Raw genomic sequence first — 19,586 nt, 5'->3', positions numbered from 1 at the left:
GCCAATGAACAGACCCATCCCCAAGAGAGAAGCTGCTGGGCAAACTTGCCCATCCAACGACCGCGTGGCGGAGGGAGAAGATGACGGCTCTCCGCCGGCAGCTGCGGTTGCGGCAGCCCTAGTCAGCGTTCTTGAAAACAAGGGGATCGAAGACTTGCTCCATATAGCCGGTTCGAACCGCGAGGCCGAGGATGTTGCGCAGGCCCTGCGGCAGTTCCTGCCTCAAGCAGAAATTCTCTTGCTACCGTCTTGGGATTGCCTGCCCTATGACAAGGTTTGGCCAACACGCGACAACATGGGAAGGCGGCTCCGCGTCCTGCACGCGATCACGCAAGCCTCCAAGCTCCGGCGCATTACCGTCACGTCGATCGAATCCGCCCTCCAGCGGGTGCCGCCGCCTTTAGCCATTGCCCGAGCCTTCACCACTTTGCAGGTGGGACAAACGCTTGACAGAGAGCTCTTCAAAACCACGGCAGAGCGAATTGGATACGTGGTCGACGATCGGGTAGACGAACCGGGCGAAATCGCCCTGCGGGGCGACCTCATCGATGTTTTTCCCGCCGGCGATGTCAGCCCGGTTCGCATCGTTCTGGATGCCCAGACCTCCATCTCTGAGCTCAAGACCTATGACCCGATCAGCCAAAGGAGCGAGCGATCTCATGACCTGGTCCTGCTCGGGCCGGCATCCGAGCTCATCTTTCAGGCCGGCAATCACCCTGAGGTAGCTGCGATGCGCACGACCTCGATGGAGGAGCGCCTCGTCTCCCTTTATGGCAGCCTGCCATCACTGTTCGATGTCGCGTGGGGTGCTTCGATCTCCTTCCTGGCAGGCCTTGAGGGCTCTCCACTGGCCCGCATTCTGGATCTGGTGGAGGACGCGAGCCGTGCCCGGCGGGAGATCGCTGGATCGGCGAAACCCTTGCCGGACCAATTCTATCTCTCGCGTGACGATTGGAAGGAGGCGGTTCGAAATCGGCAGTGTTTGAGGCTTTCGGCTGCTACGGCTCGAACTCCCAAATTTTTCCAGGCGTCGCGGTCAGGGCATGAATTCACTGAATATGTGAAGACTCAAACGAGCTCGGGCGTCAGCGTGGTGGTCACAGGACGCGCGTCGGAGCTGCAACGGGCAGACAAGCTGCTCGTGCGAAAGCTTGGCACACGGATGGAAAAAGTCGCCGACTGGGCGCAAATCCGTTCGGCTGCCGGAGGCTCCCTTCTCAAGGCCGAATTCAACATCGAGGAGGGATTCGCCGACCCGAAGTCGCGCCTTGCCGTGATTGCGGCGGCGGACATATTCGGGCCGGTCTTGAGAGCGCAAGGCAACTCGCCTCAGAGTGTGCTCGACCCCGAGCTGCGAATTGGCGATGTCGTTGTACATGAAGAACACGGTCTCGGCGTGCTTGCTGCGGTCGAGCAGGTCGATTTGGCCGGCCAGCGACAAGACATTGTCAGGCTGGAATACCGCGACGGCGCGTCCCTGCTAGTCCCGGTCAGTGACTTCTGCCGCATATGGCGCTACGGTTCAGATCCGGGTGCAGTACCGCTCGACCGGCTCGACGGCGATGGCTGGTCGAAACGGCACCGGGCTGCGCTCCTCGAGATCGGCAGACTTGGCAGGCGCCTAGTTGCCCTGTCGAACGCCAGGTCGAATGAGCCGGCCGAGATTATCAGGCCGCCGCGTGCCGACCTTGCTCGTTTTGCGGCGCGATTTCCCTATGCCGAGACCCCCGACCAGGCCGAAGCCATCCGCGCGGTGCTCGACGATCTGTCGTCAGGCAGAACGATGAACCGGCTGATCTGCGGCGACGTCGGATTTGGCAAGACAGAGATAGCGCTACGTGCATGCGCAGCCGTCGCGTTGTCGGGCAAGCAGGTTGCCGTCGTAACCCCGACCACGGTGCTGGCACGCCAACACTACGAGACGTTCAGCCGCCGCTTCGCGGGAACGGGTCTCCAGGTAGCCCATCTTTCGCGAGTGGTGGGAGCTTCAGAAGCAAGAAAGGTGAAAGAAGGTCTGCGCGACGGCCGCATCGCTGTGGTCGTGGCCACGCACGCCGTTGCCGCCAAGGGCGTCACCTTCGCAGATCTTGGACTGCTTGTGATCGATGAGGAGCATCGTTTCGGCGTCAAGTTGAAGCAGGCCTTGCGAAACCTGGCGCCTCGCCTTCACACATTGAGCATGAGTGCTACGCCCATACCTCGCACGCTCCAATCCGCTATGGCCGGCATACAGGAAGTCAGCGTGCTGAACACGCCGCCCGCCAGGAGGCGCCCCGTTCGCACGATGCTGGCGCCTTTCGATGCGGGATCGGCGCGGGCTGCCCTTTTGCGCGAGTACCGCCGCAGCGGGCAAAGCTTCTTCGTCGTTCCGCGGATCGAGGACATCGAACCGATCGCTCATCTGCTTGACAGTTTGGTCCCTGAACTCACGGTCAAGACGGCACATGGCAAAATGAAGGTGCGCGTGCTGGACGAAATCGTCGTGCGTTTCGCCGACGGTGATGGCGACGTGTTGCTCAGCACCGACATTGTCGAAAGCGGTCTCGATGTGCCTCGGGCGAACACCATCGTGATCTGGCGTGCGGATCGGTTCGGTCTTGCTCAACTGCACCAGCTGCGCGGTCGTGTGGGAAGAGGGCGGGTTCAGGGCGTTGCATTTCTTCTGACGGAGCCCGATGCCGTCCTGGCCGACGAGACGAGGGCCCGACTCTCGACGATGCTTGCGTTGGACCGGCTAGGTTCCGGTTTGTCCATCAGCCAAAGGGACCTTGACCTCCGCGGTGCCGGGGACATTTTCGGTGAGGAGCAGGCGGGCCACATGAAGCTGATTGGCGCAGGCCTGTATCTCCACCTCCTGGAGCGAGCAGTCTCGCGTGCTGCTGGTGCGCCCAACCCCGACAAGCAACTTGCCGAATTCAATGTGCAGGTCACGGCTGCATTTTCCGAGAGCTATGTGCCCGAGCCCGCGGTTCGTCTCAGCCTTTACACGAGGTTGTGCCGGATGAGCTCGGAGGCAGACATCAGCGCATTCGCCGATGAGCTCGAAGACCGCTTCGGGACCATGCCTGGTGAAGTGGCAACTTTGCTGAAACTGACCGCGTTACGAATAGCAGCGGCGGAAATGGGCGTCAGCAAGGTTGATGTCGGGCCGGAATCGATCGCAATGAGCTTTCGTACAAAATCGACGGCATCGCAGTGGCGCGGCATCAAAGCGGCCGAAGGGTTCGGCTTTCGGAACGGCCGCTTGATCTTCAGGCGATCTCAGTCCGCCGCTCCAGAGCTCGGGGCTGTTCGCTCGGCGCTGGACGCCCTGCGTTCCGCAAAGTCGAGCCATGACAGGTGATCCCTCCAACCCGCGTGATCGCGGGATGAGGAGAGTATGCGTGCTGCAGTGGCATTCGCGCTGGCCTTGTCGCCCGGTTATGGCTCGCACACATCGGCAATCCAGCCGGCCTTTCGCCGGATACGAAGATGGAGAAGCCGGGCGTTCCCGCGGGACGAATTACCAGGATCGGTGTTTGCCATGCTGGTCGCCGCCGGCGGAGTGTCGGAGGTGGAACTCGGCCGGTTCGCCGACGGCAGGCCGAGCCGGCGAGGACGCCGAAGGGTTTCCCCACCGCCAAGGTCCGCTCCTCGCCAGTGCCGAGGTGCCGAAACCCGCGACGTCAACGCTCATTTGAGAACGGATGCCTCCACGGCGGCCAACGGCGCTTCCAGCGTCCAGGTGATCCCATGCGAGGCGTTCTCAAGAGTCCCCTTGCCCCCAACTGCCTGGGGCGCAACTCGCTTCAGCACCACTGTTCCAAAGCCGCCTTCTCCGACGGTCTGCACCTGCGGCCCGTCTGTTTCGGCCCAAGTGAGATGAAAGAACCTCTCTGCTCTGGAACCCGTGATATCCCACGTGACGGAAATGTTGCCTTCATCTCCTGACAGCACCCCGTATTTGGCTGAGTTGGTCGCGAGTTCGTGAAAGGCAATTCCGAGATACTGGACCGCGTTGGGGCTGAGGACAATGGACGGTCCGGACATGGAAATGCGCCCCTCATTGCCGAACGGTTTGGTTTGCGACAGCAACAGTTCGAAAAGGGTGACGCCTCTCCAATCGCCCAACACGAGCAAGTCATGCGAGAGTGAAAGAGCCATGATCCGCTCGCGAACCTGCCGTTCGAAGGCCGAGGGATTTTCGGCGCGCTTGTTGGTTTCCCGGATCATTGAAAGGATGACAGAATACTGGTTCTTGACCCTGTGGTTGACCTCCCGCATCAGCAACCGGATACGATGCTCGTTTTCCCGCGCCGATGAGATGTCGCGTGCGATCTTCGATGCGCCGATGATGTGCCCGGCAGCATTGCGCACGGGCGATACCGTTAGCGAGACCGGAACCAGAGTGCCATCTTTGCGCTGGCGGATCGTTTCGTAGGTCTCGACCCGTTCGCCACGGCGGATGCGTTCCAGGATACGCGGCTCTTCGTCCTGATTGTCATCCGGGATCAGCATGGTCACCGACCGACCTATGGCCTCCTCGGCGGTGTACCCGAACAGCCGTTCGGCGCCCCGATTCCAACTCTTGATGATGGCATTCAGATCTTTGCTGACGATTGCATCGAACGAGGATTCCACGATGGCGGACAAATGGTGCCTGGCTTCCTCCGAAACCTGGCGTTCGGTCAGGTCAAACAGCATGTTAACGGCACCGATCAAATTGCCGTTCTCGTCCCGGATCGGAGTGGGATAAGGCTGGAACGGGAAGAAGGACCCGTCCGGACGCTGCGCTATGGCGTGCTCATTGCGCACAGCGCGGTTTTCTCTGAGCGTGATCGCCATTGGGCACTCGTCATGTGGCAATTCCTTGCCGTCAGGAGTGAAGAGCTTGAATGTCACGCACCATTTGTCCTTGCCGATCTCGGGCTCTCTACCTGCAAGCTCAGCGGCGGCGCGGTTGTAATAGGTGATCGTCCCGTCCTGGTCCGTCGTGTAGATGGCGACGGGGAGGTTATCGAGGATCTGGTGATAGGTGCTGTCTTGCCGCCTGAGCTCTGCCCGCGTCCGCTCGAGGTCGGTCACATCCATGGTGAAACATCGGATGTTGATCAGCTTGCCATCCCGGAAATGGCCGCTCGACGTGATTTCGACATGTTTGATTGAGCCATCGCAGGCCCTAAGTCGCGCCGGGTATCTCGCGATCTTCTCGCCACGGTTGAGGCGCCCCAAGATATCGTCGATCACCTCCCGGTCGGGATAGAAGTCGGCAATGTGGCGACCGACATAGGCTTCTGCGGAATAACCGAGAAGGTCGAGCTCAGCTTTGTTGGCACGCAGAATGACACCATCTGCGCTCAACAGATGAAGCGCAGCGGCACCATTCTCGAAGAAATCCTGGTAGTCGAATTCGCGACCATCCTCACGGGAGGTTTCCGGGTTCTTGTAGGCGATTACATTCGCCCGCGGTACTTCATTCATCCCAAGGCCTCAACTCGACCGCCCTCAACGCGGCCAAGGACGATTCGTTCCAGCCACTCGTCCCCGAAGCCCAGCAGAGGCTATCGGAGAAGCTGACGGTGGGCTCGCACCGAAGGCCGTGCGGCAAGCAGAGCAAACCGAGTGCCAGCGTCAGCGGATGGCTGCTGCGCAAAACACAGGAGCTGTTGGCAAAGCGCCGCGAGCGCGAGCGCAATGGCGCGACCGGCCAGCGCACGTAATGGACCACTCCACGCCGTTCGTACCAGCGGAACGGGTGGGAGCAAAGGCGAAGGCAGTTTGGGGGGTGTCGCATGGGCGACGATCCACCCGCCCAAAACGAAGGCGCAGTGAGTGCTCCCGGTATTCCGCCACCAGTTGGGACAGCCGTTCCTGCCAATACTCCCGAGCATGCGATCGTGGTACCACCGGTCCTTGGGCCATCCGAAGCCGGGATAATGACCCCACAAGGGACATCGCTTTGGATCTCCGGGACCCCTGAAAGCGAAGGCGGTCCGCCAGCCGCAGTCGTGCGAGCCTGCCGCGCGGCGATACCATCGGCTGCGGCGCCATTCGGCCCTGTGCGTTTACACGCATCGAGCGCAGGGCCCTTGCATCGAAGCGGGGTATACTGCACGGCGAAGATCGAGATGCGAACAGCTACGCAGGACAGAGTGGGATCGACGTTAGGCAATCGGTTGCCGCCTCGACCGCGCGGGCAGGGTCACTGGAGTAATTAGAGCTGTCCGTTGAGAGGGACACAGCGCCATCCGTCTGGGGTTGAGCGGACATTGCGGCGCGGCAGGCGCTCAAAGGCACACACGTCGACCAGAACATCCCCACAGGACAACTGGCAGTTCGATGATTGCATCGCTCCACCCAACTGGCCGGACGATTTTGCTTCGACTCGAAATCATTAATCCAAGTGGCGCTTGAGAGCCTAAATCAACCCGTTGCGCACGTTCAGGTGGGTGAACGCTGTCAGCAGAATGGCGCCGATCATAAAATACAGGGTTGATTCAATGTGGCCGCATTGGAACTGAATCCCAGCGCACAGCAGGGCCAGCACAACGGCAAGGAAAGCGATGATGCGCGAGAAGTCGTCGGACATGGGCGACCTTTGTGATTTGGCGGCCACCCTCAATCGGCCCGCGCGCTCAATATGACAAACTTTTCCTTTTTGCAACCTCGGCCCGTACAGACTCTTGGCCGGATGAACCCGCCGCTCCTAACTTTTCCAGCGCGCCTTGATCGCGGCAGGTGTGGCGTGGAAAGGAATCAGCGCTCAAAACGGGGACCTTCTGCTTCCTGCACATTCCTGCCGATTCTCAAGCAGCACAAACACTGCCGCAATTTTTCCCGAGACAAGGGCAGGGCTTCCGGGGAAATAGCCGCCCTAAGATGCGCTCAGCAGAGCGAAGCACTGCGGTGGCTGGACCACCTGCAGTCGTGTAGTCACATCATTTGGCCAACTGGCGCCAGGTACCTTGGGCGCCTGGCGTGGGACGGAAACTTCTGCTTGTCGCCGGTCTTATTGGACGAGACCGTGTTTGGAGACAGACTGTCGATGAGCCAATCAACTTGCGATGTGTTGCGAGGCGGGGCTGACGCTCTCGGGGAAACGAAGTGGGGAATTGCTACACAACATGCTCGTCTTCGCAGTGCTCATTTTGTGCAGCGCGATCTACCGGTTTCGAAAGTGCTTGGTAGGAGTACCACTCCGCGCTGGTGGACTGACAACTACAACAATACCAAATGATGGTGACGGCCAGCCACATCCAAAAGGCGGGCCGTCGAGGCTTACCCGGTTTGTCGAATGCGCTCGGTCACTTATTGCAGTGCTGCGTGTTCGATGTGACCGCACCGCTTGCAGTGTTGTTGTCTAGGTCATTGCCGGCCGAGTCCTTGCAACGGTCGCTCGCGCCGTTCGGTTTTCCAGTGGTCGAATTTGTCGTCGTAGAGTTGGTCGAATTCGGATCAGTTGTGATGGCGTGTCTTGTGCCTCAAAGCCGAGACGAACGGCTCTAGCCACCGCTCCAGACCGAGTTCGAAAGCTGACATTCGGGCCACCGCGCCAGAGAGCCGCCAATCACTCAATTGTCTGGGAATTACCAAGCCTCGGCTATCCGGAACAAATTACCCTACAGCAGCTTTGGGCAATCGAGTTAACGCTCGTGCGGCGGGTTCACCAATCGATGTATGCCGCCGCGAACGAATGCGGCCTCGGCCGGCAGGAGAAACCCGATGTTTGCAGATGAAATTGCAACAAGACGCCTGAAAATGCTGGTCGAGCAATATGTCGAAACCAGAAAAAGGCGACATGACGTCATTTCTACCTCGACGGCAGAATCTGCAATTCGGGAGGTACTCCCGAACTGCCCGATTTCCGGAAAAGCCTTTGATGACCTGATCGCAGCCAGCGCCATCGCACATGGTCTAGGCGTACGGTTTGACAGATCGATCTCAACGGAGAGCCCTGGCTGAGTAAGCTATTGAGGGGTTCACGCGGCCGCGTGGATATCCACGTTTGGTACGTTTCCGACGCTATTCAACATGCGTGCCGCATTTAAAAGTCGAGCAACGCGGAGCAGCCATGCCGAGATTCTTCTTTCACATTCGGACCCGGGACGGCCAGCTCCTCAAGGATCCAGAGGGGCAGGAGTGCGCAAATTTGCAAGTGGTAGAAGACGATGCCATGGCGTCCGCCAAGGAAATCCTGGCCGAAGGACTGTTGGCCGGGAAGCCGCTCCTCACCGGCAATTCGTTCGAAATCTTCGATGAGCGCGACGTCCTGGTCTTGGAATTCCCCTTTTCACGCGCGGCGGAGAAGCCGGGTGCCCGTCCGTAAATGCCTAACGTGATTAGGCGTTGTTGCCCGCAGAACCTATATGTGACCTATCGTTCGCACGTTTTCACGGGCGCGAACGGCTGGGAGATCACTGAGCTCTTGCCCTATGAAGGGTGGAGTCATGTCTAACCAGCCAAACATCACCTATCGCAATGCCCTGTTGAAGCGACTTTCTCGCGCAGACCTCGACCTACTCGAGCCACATCTGAAACGGGTGGATCTGCCGTTGCGCACTCCCCTTGAAACCGCCAAGTTCCCGATCGAATACGTCTATTTCCTGGAAAGCGGCATCGCCTCCGTCGTTGCTAAGATTCCGAAAGGCCGCGATACGGAAGTCGGCCTGATAGGTCTGGAAGGCATGACCGGCGCACTGGTGGTGCTTGGCGGCGATCTAGCCGCACATGACACCTACATGCAGATTGTCGGGGAGGGCTTCCAGGTGCCTGCGTCAGCGTTGTCGGCAGCCATGTCCGAAAGCGGGACCCTTAAAGCCCTGCTGCTTCTCTACGTCCAAACGCTCTTTATTCAGACCAGCTACACCGCCCTGGTGAATGCCCGGTCGAAATTGGACGAACGGTTAGCGCGCTGGCTGCTGATGTGCCAGGACCGGGTGAGGGATCACAGATTTGCTATCACCCACGAGTTCATTTCCGTCATGCTCGGCGTGCGGCGCCCCGGCGTGACCGTCGCCATCCAGGAACTTGAAGGCAAGGGGCTGATCAGAGCGAACCGTGGTGAAATTCTTATCCGGGATCGTGATGGCCTCTTTCAGATTGCAGACGGCACCTATAGCGAGCCGGAACATGAATACGAGCGGCTGCTCGGCAAAATCTAGCCATAGTCGGCAGCAGCGGCGAAGGTGACGATCGCAACGACCGTCCCGTCGTCGAGCGCGACCTCATACAGCATCACGTATCAAAGGTTTCCCCGCGCGCAACTGCTCCGCCATCAGGTCCTTGGCAGCCCAGCTTGTCCCTAGTACTAATAAGCTGTGCGAGCAGCTTTTTGAGCTCCGGCTTTGGGTCGGGAACTCTACCGCCGTGGTGTGGGGTATCACTTATGGAAGAGAACGCTATCAGGCTCGAAACGTACAAGTCCTTATCGCATGTTCTGATTACCGCGGCTGCGACGTCATCTCACGGCCCTAATTGTTGCCGACACTCGAAATCGGCTCCCTACCTGCGGGCGCAGCGATGAAGAGCTGATTTACAAGAAGACAGGCAACAGCCGCCGCGCAGCTGCTCCTCGGGCACAATAAGCTTGACAGCACCGTCCGCTATCTTGGCATTGAAGTGGACGACGCATTGGCTATTTCCGAACAGGTCGAATTGTAAGCCGTCGCGGAGCGGCGCTCCGTGACCGATCCAGACGCTACAGATCCGTTCGTGAACGTCCGGAACGGTGATGGATAGCAAGCGTTCGCGCCGAACGAGCGCTTCTGCAAACGCTGCGCTGGCACTTGGCTATCTCAACGCATGGAAGTTGGGCAACGGATATGGTAGCCTGATCTCGTGTCCAAAAAACCGTCATACTGGTGGACGGGGACATTGCTATGTGGCCAAACCGACGCATCCTTGATCTTTTCGGCATCGAGCTGCCGATCCTGCAGGCGCCGATGGCGGGTTCGTCCGGGCCTGAACTGGCGATCGCGGTCTGCGAAGCGGGCGGGCTCGGCTCGCTGCCATGCGCCATGCTGGCCGACGACAAGATACGCGCTGACTTCGGTATCGTCCGGCAACGCACCAGCCGGCCGCTAAACCTCAACTTCATGTGCCACGTGCAGCCGGTTGTCCATGCGGATAGCGAAGCGGCCTGGCGCAAGCGCCTCGCGCCTTATTACAGCGAGTTCGGCATCGACGCCGATGCGATTCCCTCCGGTCCAGCCCCTATTACCTTCAACGAATCGGGATGCGCCATCGTCGAGGAACTTTCACCGAAAGTGGTTAGCTTCCACTTCGGCCTGCCGGAACTGCACCTGTTGGAGCGGGTGAAGGCCACCGGCGCGAAACTGATTGCCTCGGCGACGACCGTCGAAGAGGCGCGATGGCTCGAAGTGCGCGGCTGCGACGCAATCATCGCGCAAGGCGCGGAGGCAGGAGGCCATCGCGGGGTCTTTCTTGGCTCGGATATTTTGAGTCAGCCTGGCACATTCGCGCTGGTGCCGCAGATCGCCGATGCAGTCGCAGTGCCGGTGATCGCGGCGGGCGGCATTGCCGACGGGCGCGGCATCGCCGCCGCCTTCATGCTCGGCGCGTCGGCAGTGCAGATCGGCACCGCCTACCTGCGCTGTCCAGAATCTCTGGCCAGCGCGGTCCATAAAAGCGCGCTGGCATATGCGCACGATGACGGGACGACACTTACCAACGTGTTCACCGGGCGTCCGGCACGGGCTATCGTCAACCGCTTCATGCGTGAAATGGGACCGATGGGCGCCAGCATCCCGGACTTCCCGCTCGCAACCTCCGCCGTGATGCCCCTCAGGACCAAGGCCGAGGCATCGGGGTCAGGGGATTTCTCGCCGCTGTGGGCCGGACAGTCGGCCGCGCTTGGCAAACAGTTGCCGGCGAGAGAACTGACGCTGAAATGGACCGCGGATGCAACACAACTGATGGGGCTGCAGGTGCCCGATCGGCTTGGCTGACCAGGCAGTCTCTAGGTTAGAATTCGGGGGGTCGCCATTGGTCAGATGGTGTGGCGTCTAGCGGCTGTGAGTAAGCTCCTGGCGCACTCAATCAGAGCAGTTAGAGCTACCACACCTGAGCGATATTCCTCGCCCTGACCCGAACTCACCACTGCGTTCCGACAGCCGACTGCGACCCCCGAATTCATGAACGCGCTCGAAATTACCCGATCTCAGGTCAACGCGACCGTGACAGGATCATCCGCTGGGCCAACATCGAGTGCACTACCGAGTGCTTGGCTGGGTGGGGAATTTCCTTCGGTCGATGAAGCCGCGCGGACGGGCGGCTGACAGCACTGCGGGGCACGTCGGGCCGCATAGGCGCGGTTTTAGCTCACGGGATTGGCTGCTCCCCATTTGTGCGACGTCCGGAAGCATCCACAGCGTATTTCCGGCTCAAGTTCACCGCATCGATGAGGCGAAGGCGGCTGACCAAGGGCGGCATAGGGCGGCATCACGCGTTTCGTAACGGTAACCCAAATAGCGCCGAGAGCGGCGTAAAGAGTGTCTCCGGGGTATCAAAGTTTGATTTCGCTCCCGCCGATCAAGCTCGCACCTCACGGTGTGATCAGCCTGCCACGGTTGGCGTTTGCTCAGCGCGCCGCTCTCCTGATTGTCGCCACATCTCGTAGGCCAGCGGCCACAGCGCCAGCATCGTCTGCGCTCCCGATGTAGAATAGGACCGCGCCGAGCGGCACAAAGCGCACGGCGGCCATAACAACAAGCGCTCCGAGCACCAGAGCACGCAGACGCTTAACCAGAATCCCGCTGTGAACGATCCCCAGCACAAATGCCAAGGCTGCAAAGCGGCTGATGCGCAAACTGCTGAAAAAGCAGAGTCATGCACCGCGCGTGATGATCACCGACAAGCTCGGCTCTTACGTGAAAGAGCGTGGCGGGGAAAGTGAAACAGGTGGCAAACGGATCGTGGATGGAAACGAACCGCTTAAGTTGGCCGGATGACTTGAAGCGCTTCATGATCCGCTGTGGCTGGTCGAGAGATCATGCCGCAGGTCGAACATCGCCGGCACAAGGGATTGAACAACCGAGCGGAGAACTCGCACCAGCCGATACGACGACGAGAACGATCCGCCGACCATCGTGAACTGCGCTTCGCTGCCACGGAAACTTGGCGCGAAATCACTCACGTCACTGCTGGCATGAAACTTGGATGAGGACGCCACCACTTTACCCTGCAAGCGATAACTTTACGGTGCCGTCGCATGCGTGAAATACTGGCGGGGTTCGAGCACCGTCACACGGGCGACACGCAGATGCTTTTTTCGTGTTATGATGGGCTTGCAACGCGCGTAATTTCGACCTCGGCGTTATGGCAGAGGCCGAACGCCATTTTGCCCGGCGCAGGAAGGTTTGCGCCCCCAGCACGGACTCAACACCGAAGCGCTGGGCGTGTTGCCTCTTCTTGACTGATCCGGGCGAGGAGGTTGTCCATGTCCACGAGTAATGTCGACCGCCCGCTGCAGCCGGGCGACCGGGCACCGAATATTATGCTCGACGCGATCTCGCGCGAAGGCAAGATCGCGCTCGATGATTTTCGAGGCCGTAGCCCGTTACTGATCGGATTGTTTCGAGGCCTGCACTGTCCGTTCTGCCGGCGCCATGTCGCGGCGATGGCGCAGCTCAACCCGGCCCTGAAGGAGAAGGGCGTCGAATGTCTCGCAGTGGTCAAGACGCCGGTCGAACGTGCGCGGCTTTACTTCCGTTACCATCCGCTACCCAATCTTCTTAGCGCATCCGATCCGGAGGGGACTTCGCATCGCGCCTTCGGTTTACCCATCGTCGAGTTGACGGAGAATGAAACCGAATGGCCGCACAAAGTCGGAATGGACCTGGTCACGACACTGCGGATCGATCTGCCGGGGGAGTTGCCCGAACCGATGAACCCGGCTGCGGCGGGCGACTTTCTCGAAAAAAAGGACGGGTATGAAATTACGGAGGCCGACCAGCAGATTATGATCGCCGGTCACATGCCGCTTATCGGCGAGTTCCTGCTCGATCGGGAAGGCGTTGTGCGCTGGAGCTTCACAGAAGCCGAAGAGGGAGGTCAAAATGTATGCCGGGCGCCGAATCCCGCGGAATTGATATCAGCAGCTTCCCAACTCACACATTAATCAGCTGCTGAAATGGGCTGCTGAAAACTCGTGTCGCTTGGCACTTAATTGTAAGAATGCGCCGGTTTGGTTCAGGATTGGCATTTAATCGTGAGAATATTGGACGCCAGATTCTCAAGTTAACTGCAATCGCATCAGCGGAAAGATCATTAATCCTTTGACCTTTATACACTGTCTTCTGGAAATTCGATCCCGTTACGCTGCAGACGCTGGTCAAATCAAATGCCGACGGCCGGCATGATTATCAACTCAAGTGCACGTTCTCAAATTAAGTGCACAGCTGACCAACTGAATTGATTGAAAAGCGATTCTCATAATTACTGTAAAGCGACACTATCCTCCAACTTTCGCCGAGGTGGCCTCGGCCGGACTGATCGCGGCCGAGCTGAAAATCAGCCAGCGCGCCCGCTCGACCTGGTCGCCGAACTCGGCATCCGGGAGGTGACGGGCCGGGGGCGCTACCGGGCGTGGGGGATCATGTAGGATCGCCCGAACTTGCTCCTCGGCAAATCCAAAATCATACACCATCATGCCATTGATGCTGCACGGCTTTCTCAAATCGGGATTTCGTCCGCGGACTCATCGTCTGTTCCATGCACCCTCGACGGTGGCGCCGGTGATCGGACTGGCGCTGGCTGGTTCGAAGCTGTGCAGGAATGTCCTCGTTATAGCGTCAGCGCCCGTTTGAGATCGTCGTGTTCGAAGGCGCTGGCCATGCGGTTGATCTCGGCTGGGCGGGCGCCGACCTCCTTGGCGGTATCGCGCCAGGTTGCGGTCACGGTCGCGACTTCTTTGATTATTGCGCGGGCTTGCGGCAGTGTGAGCGCGAAAAACTCCGACGCGGCTTCCAGCAGATCGAGCGAACAGGTGCCCTCATCGAGATCGATGTTCGTCGTCAGTACCCGGGCCTTGAGATCAGTCGGAACGGGATTGAGGTCGTATGCCGGCGAGAGAGACCAACCCGCCTTTCCAAGCCACAGGAAACCGTGATTACGGAGGTGGTCGTCGACATTGGAGATCAGCACGTTGAAGACGACACGCCGATATAAGGCATGGGCGTCCGTCTTTCCCTGAGCGCCGTGTTGAGCGAGAGCATCGACGATCTCCGGATAGCTGCCGCGCTCGCCGTCCCAGGCGCCCGTCATCGCCATCGCCGACAGGAACGGGGTGCGGATCGCCCCGTCACGATCGAAGCGTCGCGACAGCATGACCGCCTTGCCGGCGACGTCGATCAGCTCGTGCTGAGGGGTGGCGATACCTGCCTGTCCGGCCAGCCGCAGCGCGATCTCTTCCCAGGTCTCCATGCTGTAGTCGTCGGTCTCCTTCGGGAATTTCGCGATGGAGAGGTGACCATGTTGGTCGATGACCGACGCCTTCGGGCGGGCACCGCCAAGGGAGGAGCCTGGGGCAAAGATGAGCTGCAGGTCTTCATCCGTTTCTTCGTCCCGGAGAACCCGTTCGGCGATCTGGAGCAATCGGCCAAGCTCGATCAGGGCAGGAACGCCGGCACGGATCGGCGCTTGGAAAATCTCTTCGCCGACCCAGCGGAATCGGAGTGCGCCAAGCCGGGTCTCATCGGCCACTCCAAGGAGGTAGTCGCTTTCTACAAGCGTGCGAACCGCGCGGCCTTCCCGATCGGCGAGACGGCGTTCGGCGCGCTGCATGAGGCGCCGGCCCCAGGTGTCAGGCGCTGAGTCACCGATGGAGCCGAATGTCGCAAGACCGGCAGGAGGGGCGAAGGCGCCACGGGTCAGAGCAAGGGCTGGCTCCAGGGAGAAGCGGTCCGGGTCCTCAAGCCATGCGCCGTCATACTCGAAGAGGATGGTCTCGATGCCCCGGACGCGATTGCTCCTCGCCAGTCCGACCGGGCGTGTGCGGCCGTCCAAATCGACATGGACCTCGAAGTCAGTCATCGCGGGACGATCCGGTTGGCCGCCTGAGGTGGACATGCTTAGGCAGGTCGGCACTGGCGAGCGCCTGACCGACGCTGTCGTTGCTGATGTCGGCGACCTGGCTCAGGCCGTCGAGCAGGCCGAGCGCCTGCAGGACGCCGGCATAAATGCCGACGCTGACGTTGGGGTCGCCAGCTTCGACTCTTTGCAGTGTCGAGCGAGACGTGAAGGCGCGCTCGGCTACGACCGCCATCGGCAGCCGTCGGCGTCGACGGGCATCATGGATGTCCGCCCCAAGTTTGCGCAGCGCGCGCCGCACTGCAGCAGGAGGGTTGTGTGGAGTGGGCATTTGACACCTTCGCACTACAGATCGAGCGAATATGTAGCACGAAGATTACAATCTTTCTATACCCCAGTAGAGAGCGAAGGTTCGATCGTCATGACGGCATCCACCGGGGACCCCCCGAACGTCGGCGATCGCGGCGACCGTGGTTTTCACGTCCGCGGGCTCGCTGGGCGACCGTCAACGCGGAAGGCAGCGTTATAAGATTTCGGCAATTTTCTTATAACGTCGCTTGCATCGCTTGAGCTCATGCCGTTATAAGAGAAACTCATTTTTCTTATAACGGAGCCGACGCATGAAGACGGTCGATCTCGTTTATCGCACGATGTATGCGGAACTTGTTCAGCGCTGCCTTGATGCATCGTTCGAAACCGACTTCTCCACGGCGGGAAATTTTGTCCGGGTGCCGGTGAAGGGGCGGGGCTATTGGTATTTTGAGGAAACCCAACCCAAGAAAACGCGGAAGTATGTCGGCCCGTCCGACGACCCCGAGATCGCGAAACGCGTTGAAACCTTCCAAGAGATTAAGGAAGACCTCCGCGGCCGACGGAAACTCGTCTCCACGCTGACTCGCGAAGCAATGCTGACTGCTCCGGACCGGTTCACTGGCGATGTCGTTGAAGCCATGGGAGCAGCAGGAATCTTCCGCCTAAGAGGCGTGCTCGTTGGTACGGTTGCCTTCCAGACGTATGCAGGACATCTCGGTGTAAGGTTGCCAGGCGCTTCATTGCAAACCGGCGATGCCGATTTCGCGCAGCACTACTCGATCTCGTCGTCAGTCGAAGACAGCCTGCCGCCGATCCTGGAAATCTTGAGAGAGATTGACCCAACCTTCAGGGAAATCCCCCACAGATCGGATCCCGGACACACGACGCAATTCGAGAATGCAACGCGATACAAGGTCGAGTTCCTTACGCCGAACCGGGGATCCGATGACTTCACCGACCATGCCAGTCCGATGCCAGCACTAGGGGGAGCTTCGGCGCAGCCCTTGCGTTTCCTCGATTTCCTGATCCACGAGCCCATCCGGACCGTGATGCTGCATCGGTCAGGGGTGCCTGTAACCGTGCCGTCGCCGGAACGATATGCAGTTCACAAGCTCATCGTCGCCTCTCGCAGGCAATCAGATGCAAATGGCGTCGCCAAGCGCGAAAAAGACGTCTATCAGGCCAGCCTCCTTGTCGAGGCACTGGAGGCGACCCGGCGCAAGGACGACCTTGCAACAGTGTTCTCGGAAGCGTGGGGCAGGGGGCAGCACTGGCGCGAGGCGATGCTGAAGGGGCTGGGCCTGATGCCGCCGAAGAAACGACAGGAAGTTGAGGACACAGTCAGAAAGGCCCTTTTCGAGATCGGCGAGGAGCTGGACGGCTTCGACCCGGCCGCCGTGAAGTCGTAGCCGGAAAAAGGGCGAGGCCCGAAAGCCGCCCTTATCACTTGGGATTGAGGACGACCCTCGTGGATCAGCATCGGGTACGAGGGAGTATACCGTAGCTGTTAAGGTCTGTTCGCCGTGTGTCGGTCCAAAATCGCATAAAAGGCAGACTGGCGTGATGTCCGGAAACATTAGGCATTTCACGGGGTCGCCTGCGCTGAACGCACCGTCGAGCCGTTGGCCTTGTCAAGACGTCGGGATAATTGCCAAGCCGATTGCGGATGCGATCCTGGATGAGAGGCAGGCGTTGCGCCGCCCAAGGCTTGTCGCCTTCAAGGAACTTGGCGGTTACAAGTCTAAGGATCGGCGGCTCCAACGTGTTGAGCGCGGCGAATATCCAGGTGATGGCGCGCGCCCGGGCATTTACATCGTCCGGCAACAGGCCCGGATGGCGTTTCCGCGATATGGAACACGATCGACCCGGTCCCGAACAACCGGAGATCGCCTTCTTCGTAGGCCGGAATTTGCCCGAAAGGTTGAAGCGCCAGATGCGCCGGTTCCTTCATCGCCTTGAACGAATCGAGGCGAACCTCGTAAGGTTGGCCCACTTCGTCCAGCGCCCAGCGAACGCGCGTATCACGCGCCAGTCCCTTGCCGCCATCGGGCGACCGCTCAAAGACGGTAATGATGGCGGTCATCGCTTCTCTTGATATCTTTGTTTCGGTCCCAAGGACGAACGATGGCGCGTTTCACGATACTGACCCCCGAAACTTTGCGGCTCGCTGCGCCAAGCCTCCACCAGCATTTCATGGTGTGTCCTGTTCCAATACGTTTGGGAGGGCGACTTTGGGATGACCGCCCATCAACAGCTAAGACGGACCAGTCCAGCGAAAGGATACGTCGCCGGCATCAGGATCTGCGCCGCGTGCCTAGGCCCGAGGCGGACGGGAGCCGAAATTCCGGCGAGCACGGTTATGACCGAATTGCGGACGGATCCGATTTAATTACATTCAACTTGCCCCGAACGTGGTCCGGCATTTGGCAGTGGCCTCCTCGAGCCAGTTCTCCCGTTGCTCCTCGGAACTGCCGACAACTGGCCTGAACACATGTCGTTCATGTTCCAGAACCCCGCAATATGGGAGGACGCATCGTCCCCAGATCAGTCCGAGCGGATCACCGAGGTCATTCACCTCTCTCGTCGCATCGGTATCGGAAGTATTGAAAATAATGGCTTTCTTGATCGAGAGGAGGCCTTCGGGCAACCCATCCGCGGTTTTCAGGCGATAGGCAACACCAGGAACCAGAACGCGATCGAGCCATCCCGCCAGAATTGCAGGTGGCTTCCCCCACCAGTTCGGGTGGACGATCAGTAAACCATCCGCATTCGCGACTTGCGTCCGGTGCTGGAGCAAAACGCGATCTTCGGCGCGTGAAAGCGCTTCTTCCAGCGTGTCGCCGACCGTGTAGGCCTCTTCCGCGGTTAGGCACGGATCGAAGCCTTCCATATAGAGATCGTGATGTTCGATTGCGTGGCCGTCGCCGATCAGCGCGTTGCGAACGCGTGCAGAAATTGCGTGGCAAAAGCTGTTGGCACGCGGGTGGGCTATGACGGAGAAGATGCGCACCGTTTACTCCTCGGCTGAGAGGCGCAGGAATTGAAGGACGGGCAACCCGAGCTACCTCGCCTTGGTTGGCGTGCCGACATTGTCGATACCACGAGAGAACGACAGATAAATGTTCGTTGATGGCCGATGACGGCAAGGGTCAAGGTAGCGCTGCCGTTGTCGCCAGGATCGGATCGGTGCAGATCAGCGCATCTGCCGGCGACGTATCCTTTCGCTGGGTTCATCCGTCGGGCGATCTGGCGCCAGGCATAATCCCATTTCCTCCAGGCGCTGTCCCAGACATTTGGGTCGAACCGGTGCGATAGGTCGGCGACCTCGGAAAGCGTGATCTTGTAGGCGGCAAGGGTGGCGGGCGGGGTGATGCTGGCGCCCTGCTTGTATTCCTCCAACGCCGTCTGAGGCGCGCGGGACAGGTTAAGTGCTTCGACGCCGGGCCGATTGAATCGCCCGCCGTCGATCGCTGCTCCTGCCCCGCTTGTGGGCAGGAAAGCCCATTTGGGTGTCAGATAGCGATGGAATATCTCGTCCGGCCCGACTCGGGTGACTTTCACCCGCGCGCCCCATTCTCGAGATCCCGAATGAAGGCCAGGACTGCTTCGACCTGGCCGCCGGCGACGAGCTCGGCCGCCGTGCGATGGCCATAGTCGGCGATCGGTTCATTGCGATACCAGTAGATCGCCTTGTTGACGTCGCCGGTGAGCTCCGTCGCGGCTGAAATCACCTTCACCATCTCACGCAGCCGACCCTGCAGTCGCTCCGATGATGGATTGCGGAGCGTGTTACGGTGGACGCCGGTCAACTGCGCCAGGTTGGCTACCTTGACGCCCAGCGCCTGCGACAGGCGCCTCGGCGAGATATATGGGGTGCGCGGTTCCTGCAGGCTGTCGACAAAGCCCGAGATCATTGTGGAATGTGCTAGCTGTGCATGGGCCATGACAATTCTCCGACCTCTCATTGCACAATATATGCACATTTTAACGCATAGCAAATGAACGGAGGCCTGACCCCTTGCAGCGCACTGCTGTCCTTCCCCATTATTCAGCGGTTGCTAACCGCAGTAACGCTCCATCTCGGTCACTTTACTAGCGCTTTCCGTCTACCAGACGCGGATATGGCCGGGTCAACACCTACCCGACATTCACGGCACTCGGCACTGACTCCTTGCTGACCTTCTCCAAGACGAGCCCAAGGGCAAGTCGTAGCCCAAGTGGGGACAATCGACAGCTGCGATGACCGT

The 19,586-nt window shown here is 59.8% G+C and carries 14 protein-coding genes and 4 pseudogenes; 10 read left to right on the top strand and 8 right to left on the bottom strand.

Annotated features, from left to right (window positions below):
- Positions 1-4 precede the first annotated feature (4 nt).
- Positions 5-3,343 (top strand): DEAD/DEAH box helicase, encoded by a 3,339-nt coding sequence (locus NKH57_RS17095; RefSeq protein ID WP_352945620.1) that lies wholly within the window; start codon positions 5-7, stop codon positions 3,341-3,343.
- Positions 3,344-3,672: 329 nt separating this feature from the next.
- Here NKH57_RS17095 and NKH57_RS17090 read toward each other — a convergent pair whose 3' ends face one another.
- Both NKH57_RS17090 and NKH57_RS17085 read right to left on the bottom strand, forming a co-directional pair.
- Positions 3,673-5,460 carry a PAS domain S-box protein gene (locus tag NKH57_RS17090; RefSeq protein ID WP_352486203.1) on the bottom strand — a complete coding sequence of 596 codons (1,788 nt, stop codon included), beginning with the start codon at positions 5,458-5,460 and terminating at the stop codon, positions 3,673-3,675.
- Positions 5,461-6,397: 937 nt separating this feature from the next.
- Positions 6,398-6,568, bottom strand: coding sequence for a hypothetical protein (locus NKH57_RS17085; RefSeq protein WP_352486204.1), 171 nt, complete (start codon positions 6,566-6,568; stop codon positions 6,398-6,400).
- A gap of 1,133 nt (positions 6,569-7,701) precedes the next feature.
- On the opposite strand from NKH57_RS17085, the gene NKH57_RS17080 reads away from it, so the two are divergent.
- From NKH57_RS17080 to NKH57_RS17045, 8 genes and pseudogenes are all read left to right on the top strand, one after another.
- The gene (locus tag NKH57_RS17080; protein WP_084025654.1) at positions 7,702-7,941 is read left to right on the top strand and encodes a hypothetical protein; all 240 of its coding nucleotides are present in this window, start codon (positions 7,702-7,704) and stop codon (positions 7,939-7,941) included.
- Positions 7,942-8,050: 109 nt separating this feature from the next.
- Complete coding sequence (locus tag NKH57_RS17075) at positions 8,051-8,305, top strand: DUF6894 family protein (protein ID WP_023761978.1); 255 nt, start codon at positions 8,051-8,053, stop codon at positions 8,303-8,305.
- A gap of 121 nt (positions 8,306-8,426) precedes the next feature.
- Positions 8,427-9,140 (top strand): Crp/Fnr family transcriptional regulator, encoded by a 714-nt coding sequence (locus tag NKH57_RS17070; RefSeq protein ID WP_352945617.1) that lies wholly within the window; start codon positions 8,427-8,429, stop codon positions 9,138-9,140.
- A 369-nt stretch (positions 9,141-9,509) separates the two neighbouring features.
- Positions 9,510-9,639: pseudogene (locus NKH57_RS17065) on the top strand (tyrosine-type recombinase/integrase); the annotation flags it as partial.
- A gap of 218 nt (positions 9,640-9,857) precedes the next feature.
- Entirely contained in the window at positions 9,858-10,946 is a 1,089-nt protein-coding gene (locus NKH57_RS17060) for an NAD(P)H-dependent flavin oxidoreductase (protein ID WP_352486205.1), read from the top strand.
- 828 nt (positions 10,947-11,774) lie between these two features.
- A pseudogene (locus NKH57_RS17055) lies at positions 11,775-12,160 on the top strand (hypothetical protein); the annotation flags it as partial.
- 276 nt (positions 12,161-12,436) lie between these two features.
- Complete coding sequence (locus tag NKH57_RS17050) at positions 12,437-13,117, top strand: peroxiredoxin-like family protein (RefSeq protein ID WP_023759940.1); 681 nt, start codon at positions 12,437-12,439, stop codon at positions 13,115-13,117.
- A 355-nt stretch (positions 13,118-13,472) separates the two neighbouring features.
- Positions 13,473-13,600 (top strand): annotated as a pseudogene (locus NKH57_RS17045) (helix-turn-helix domain-containing protein); the annotation flags it as partial.
- Between the two features lie 182 nt (positions 13,601-13,782).
- On the opposite strand, the gene NKH57_RS17040 reads toward NKH57_RS17045, so the two are convergent.
- Positions 13,783-15,030: a type II toxin-antitoxin system HipA family toxin gene (locus NKH57_RS17040; protein WP_352945614.1), complete on the bottom strand. Its 1,248-nt coding sequence runs from the start codon at positions 15,028-15,030 to the stop codon at positions 13,783-13,785.
- The gene (locus tag NKH57_RS17035; protein ID WP_352486208.1) at positions 15,023-15,358 is read right to left on the bottom strand and encodes a helix-turn-helix domain-containing protein; all 336 of its coding nucleotides are present in this window, start codon (positions 15,356-15,358) and stop codon (positions 15,023-15,025) included. Before NKH57_RS17035 ends, NKH57_RS17040 begins: the two co-directional genes overlap by 8 nt.
- Positions 15,359-15,647: 289 nt before the next feature.
- On the opposite strand from NKH57_RS17035, the gene NKH57_RS17030 reads away from it, so the two are divergent.
- On the top strand, positions 15,648-16,748 hold the full coding sequence (locus NKH57_RS17030; protein WP_352945613.1) for a nucleotidyltransferase family protein: 1,101 nt from the start codon (positions 15,648-15,650) through the stop codon (positions 16,746-16,748).
- A gap of 183 nt (positions 16,749-16,931) precedes the next feature.
- Here NKH57_RS17030 and NKH57_RS17025 read toward each other — a convergent pair.
- The 4 genes and pseudogenes from NKH57_RS17025 to NKH57_RS17010 form a co-directional block, all read right to left on the bottom strand.
- Positions 16,932-17,422: pseudogene (locus NKH57_RS17025) on the bottom strand (glutathione S-transferase family protein); the annotation flags it as partial.
- A gap of 312 nt (positions 17,423-17,734) precedes the next feature.
- Entirely contained in the window at positions 17,735-18,349 is a 615-nt protein-coding gene (locus NKH57_RS17020) for an NAD(P)H-dependent oxidoreductase (protein WP_352486211.1), read from the bottom strand.
- Positions 18,328-18,900: an RES family NAD+ phosphorylase gene (locus tag NKH57_RS17015; RefSeq protein ID WP_352945612.1), complete on the bottom strand. Its 573-nt coding sequence runs from the start codon at positions 18,898-18,900 to the stop codon at positions 18,328-18,330. The genes NKH57_RS17020 and NKH57_RS17015 overlap by 22 nt, the downstream gene beginning before the upstream one ends.
- Entirely contained in the window at positions 18,897-19,283 is a 387-nt protein-coding gene (locus NKH57_RS17010; protein ID WP_023759945.1) for a hypothetical protein, read from the bottom strand. Before NKH57_RS17010 ends, NKH57_RS17015 begins: the two co-directional genes overlap by 4 nt.
- Between the last annotated feature and the right edge of the window lie 303 nt (positions 19,284-19,586).

The sequence above is a fragment of the Mesorhizobium sp. M1050 genome, assembly GCF_040318715.1.
Lineage (GTDB): Bacteria > Pseudomonadota > Alphaproteobacteria > Rhizobiales > Rhizobiaceae > Mesorhizobium.
This window is presented reverse-complemented; position numbering and strand designations above follow the sequence as displayed.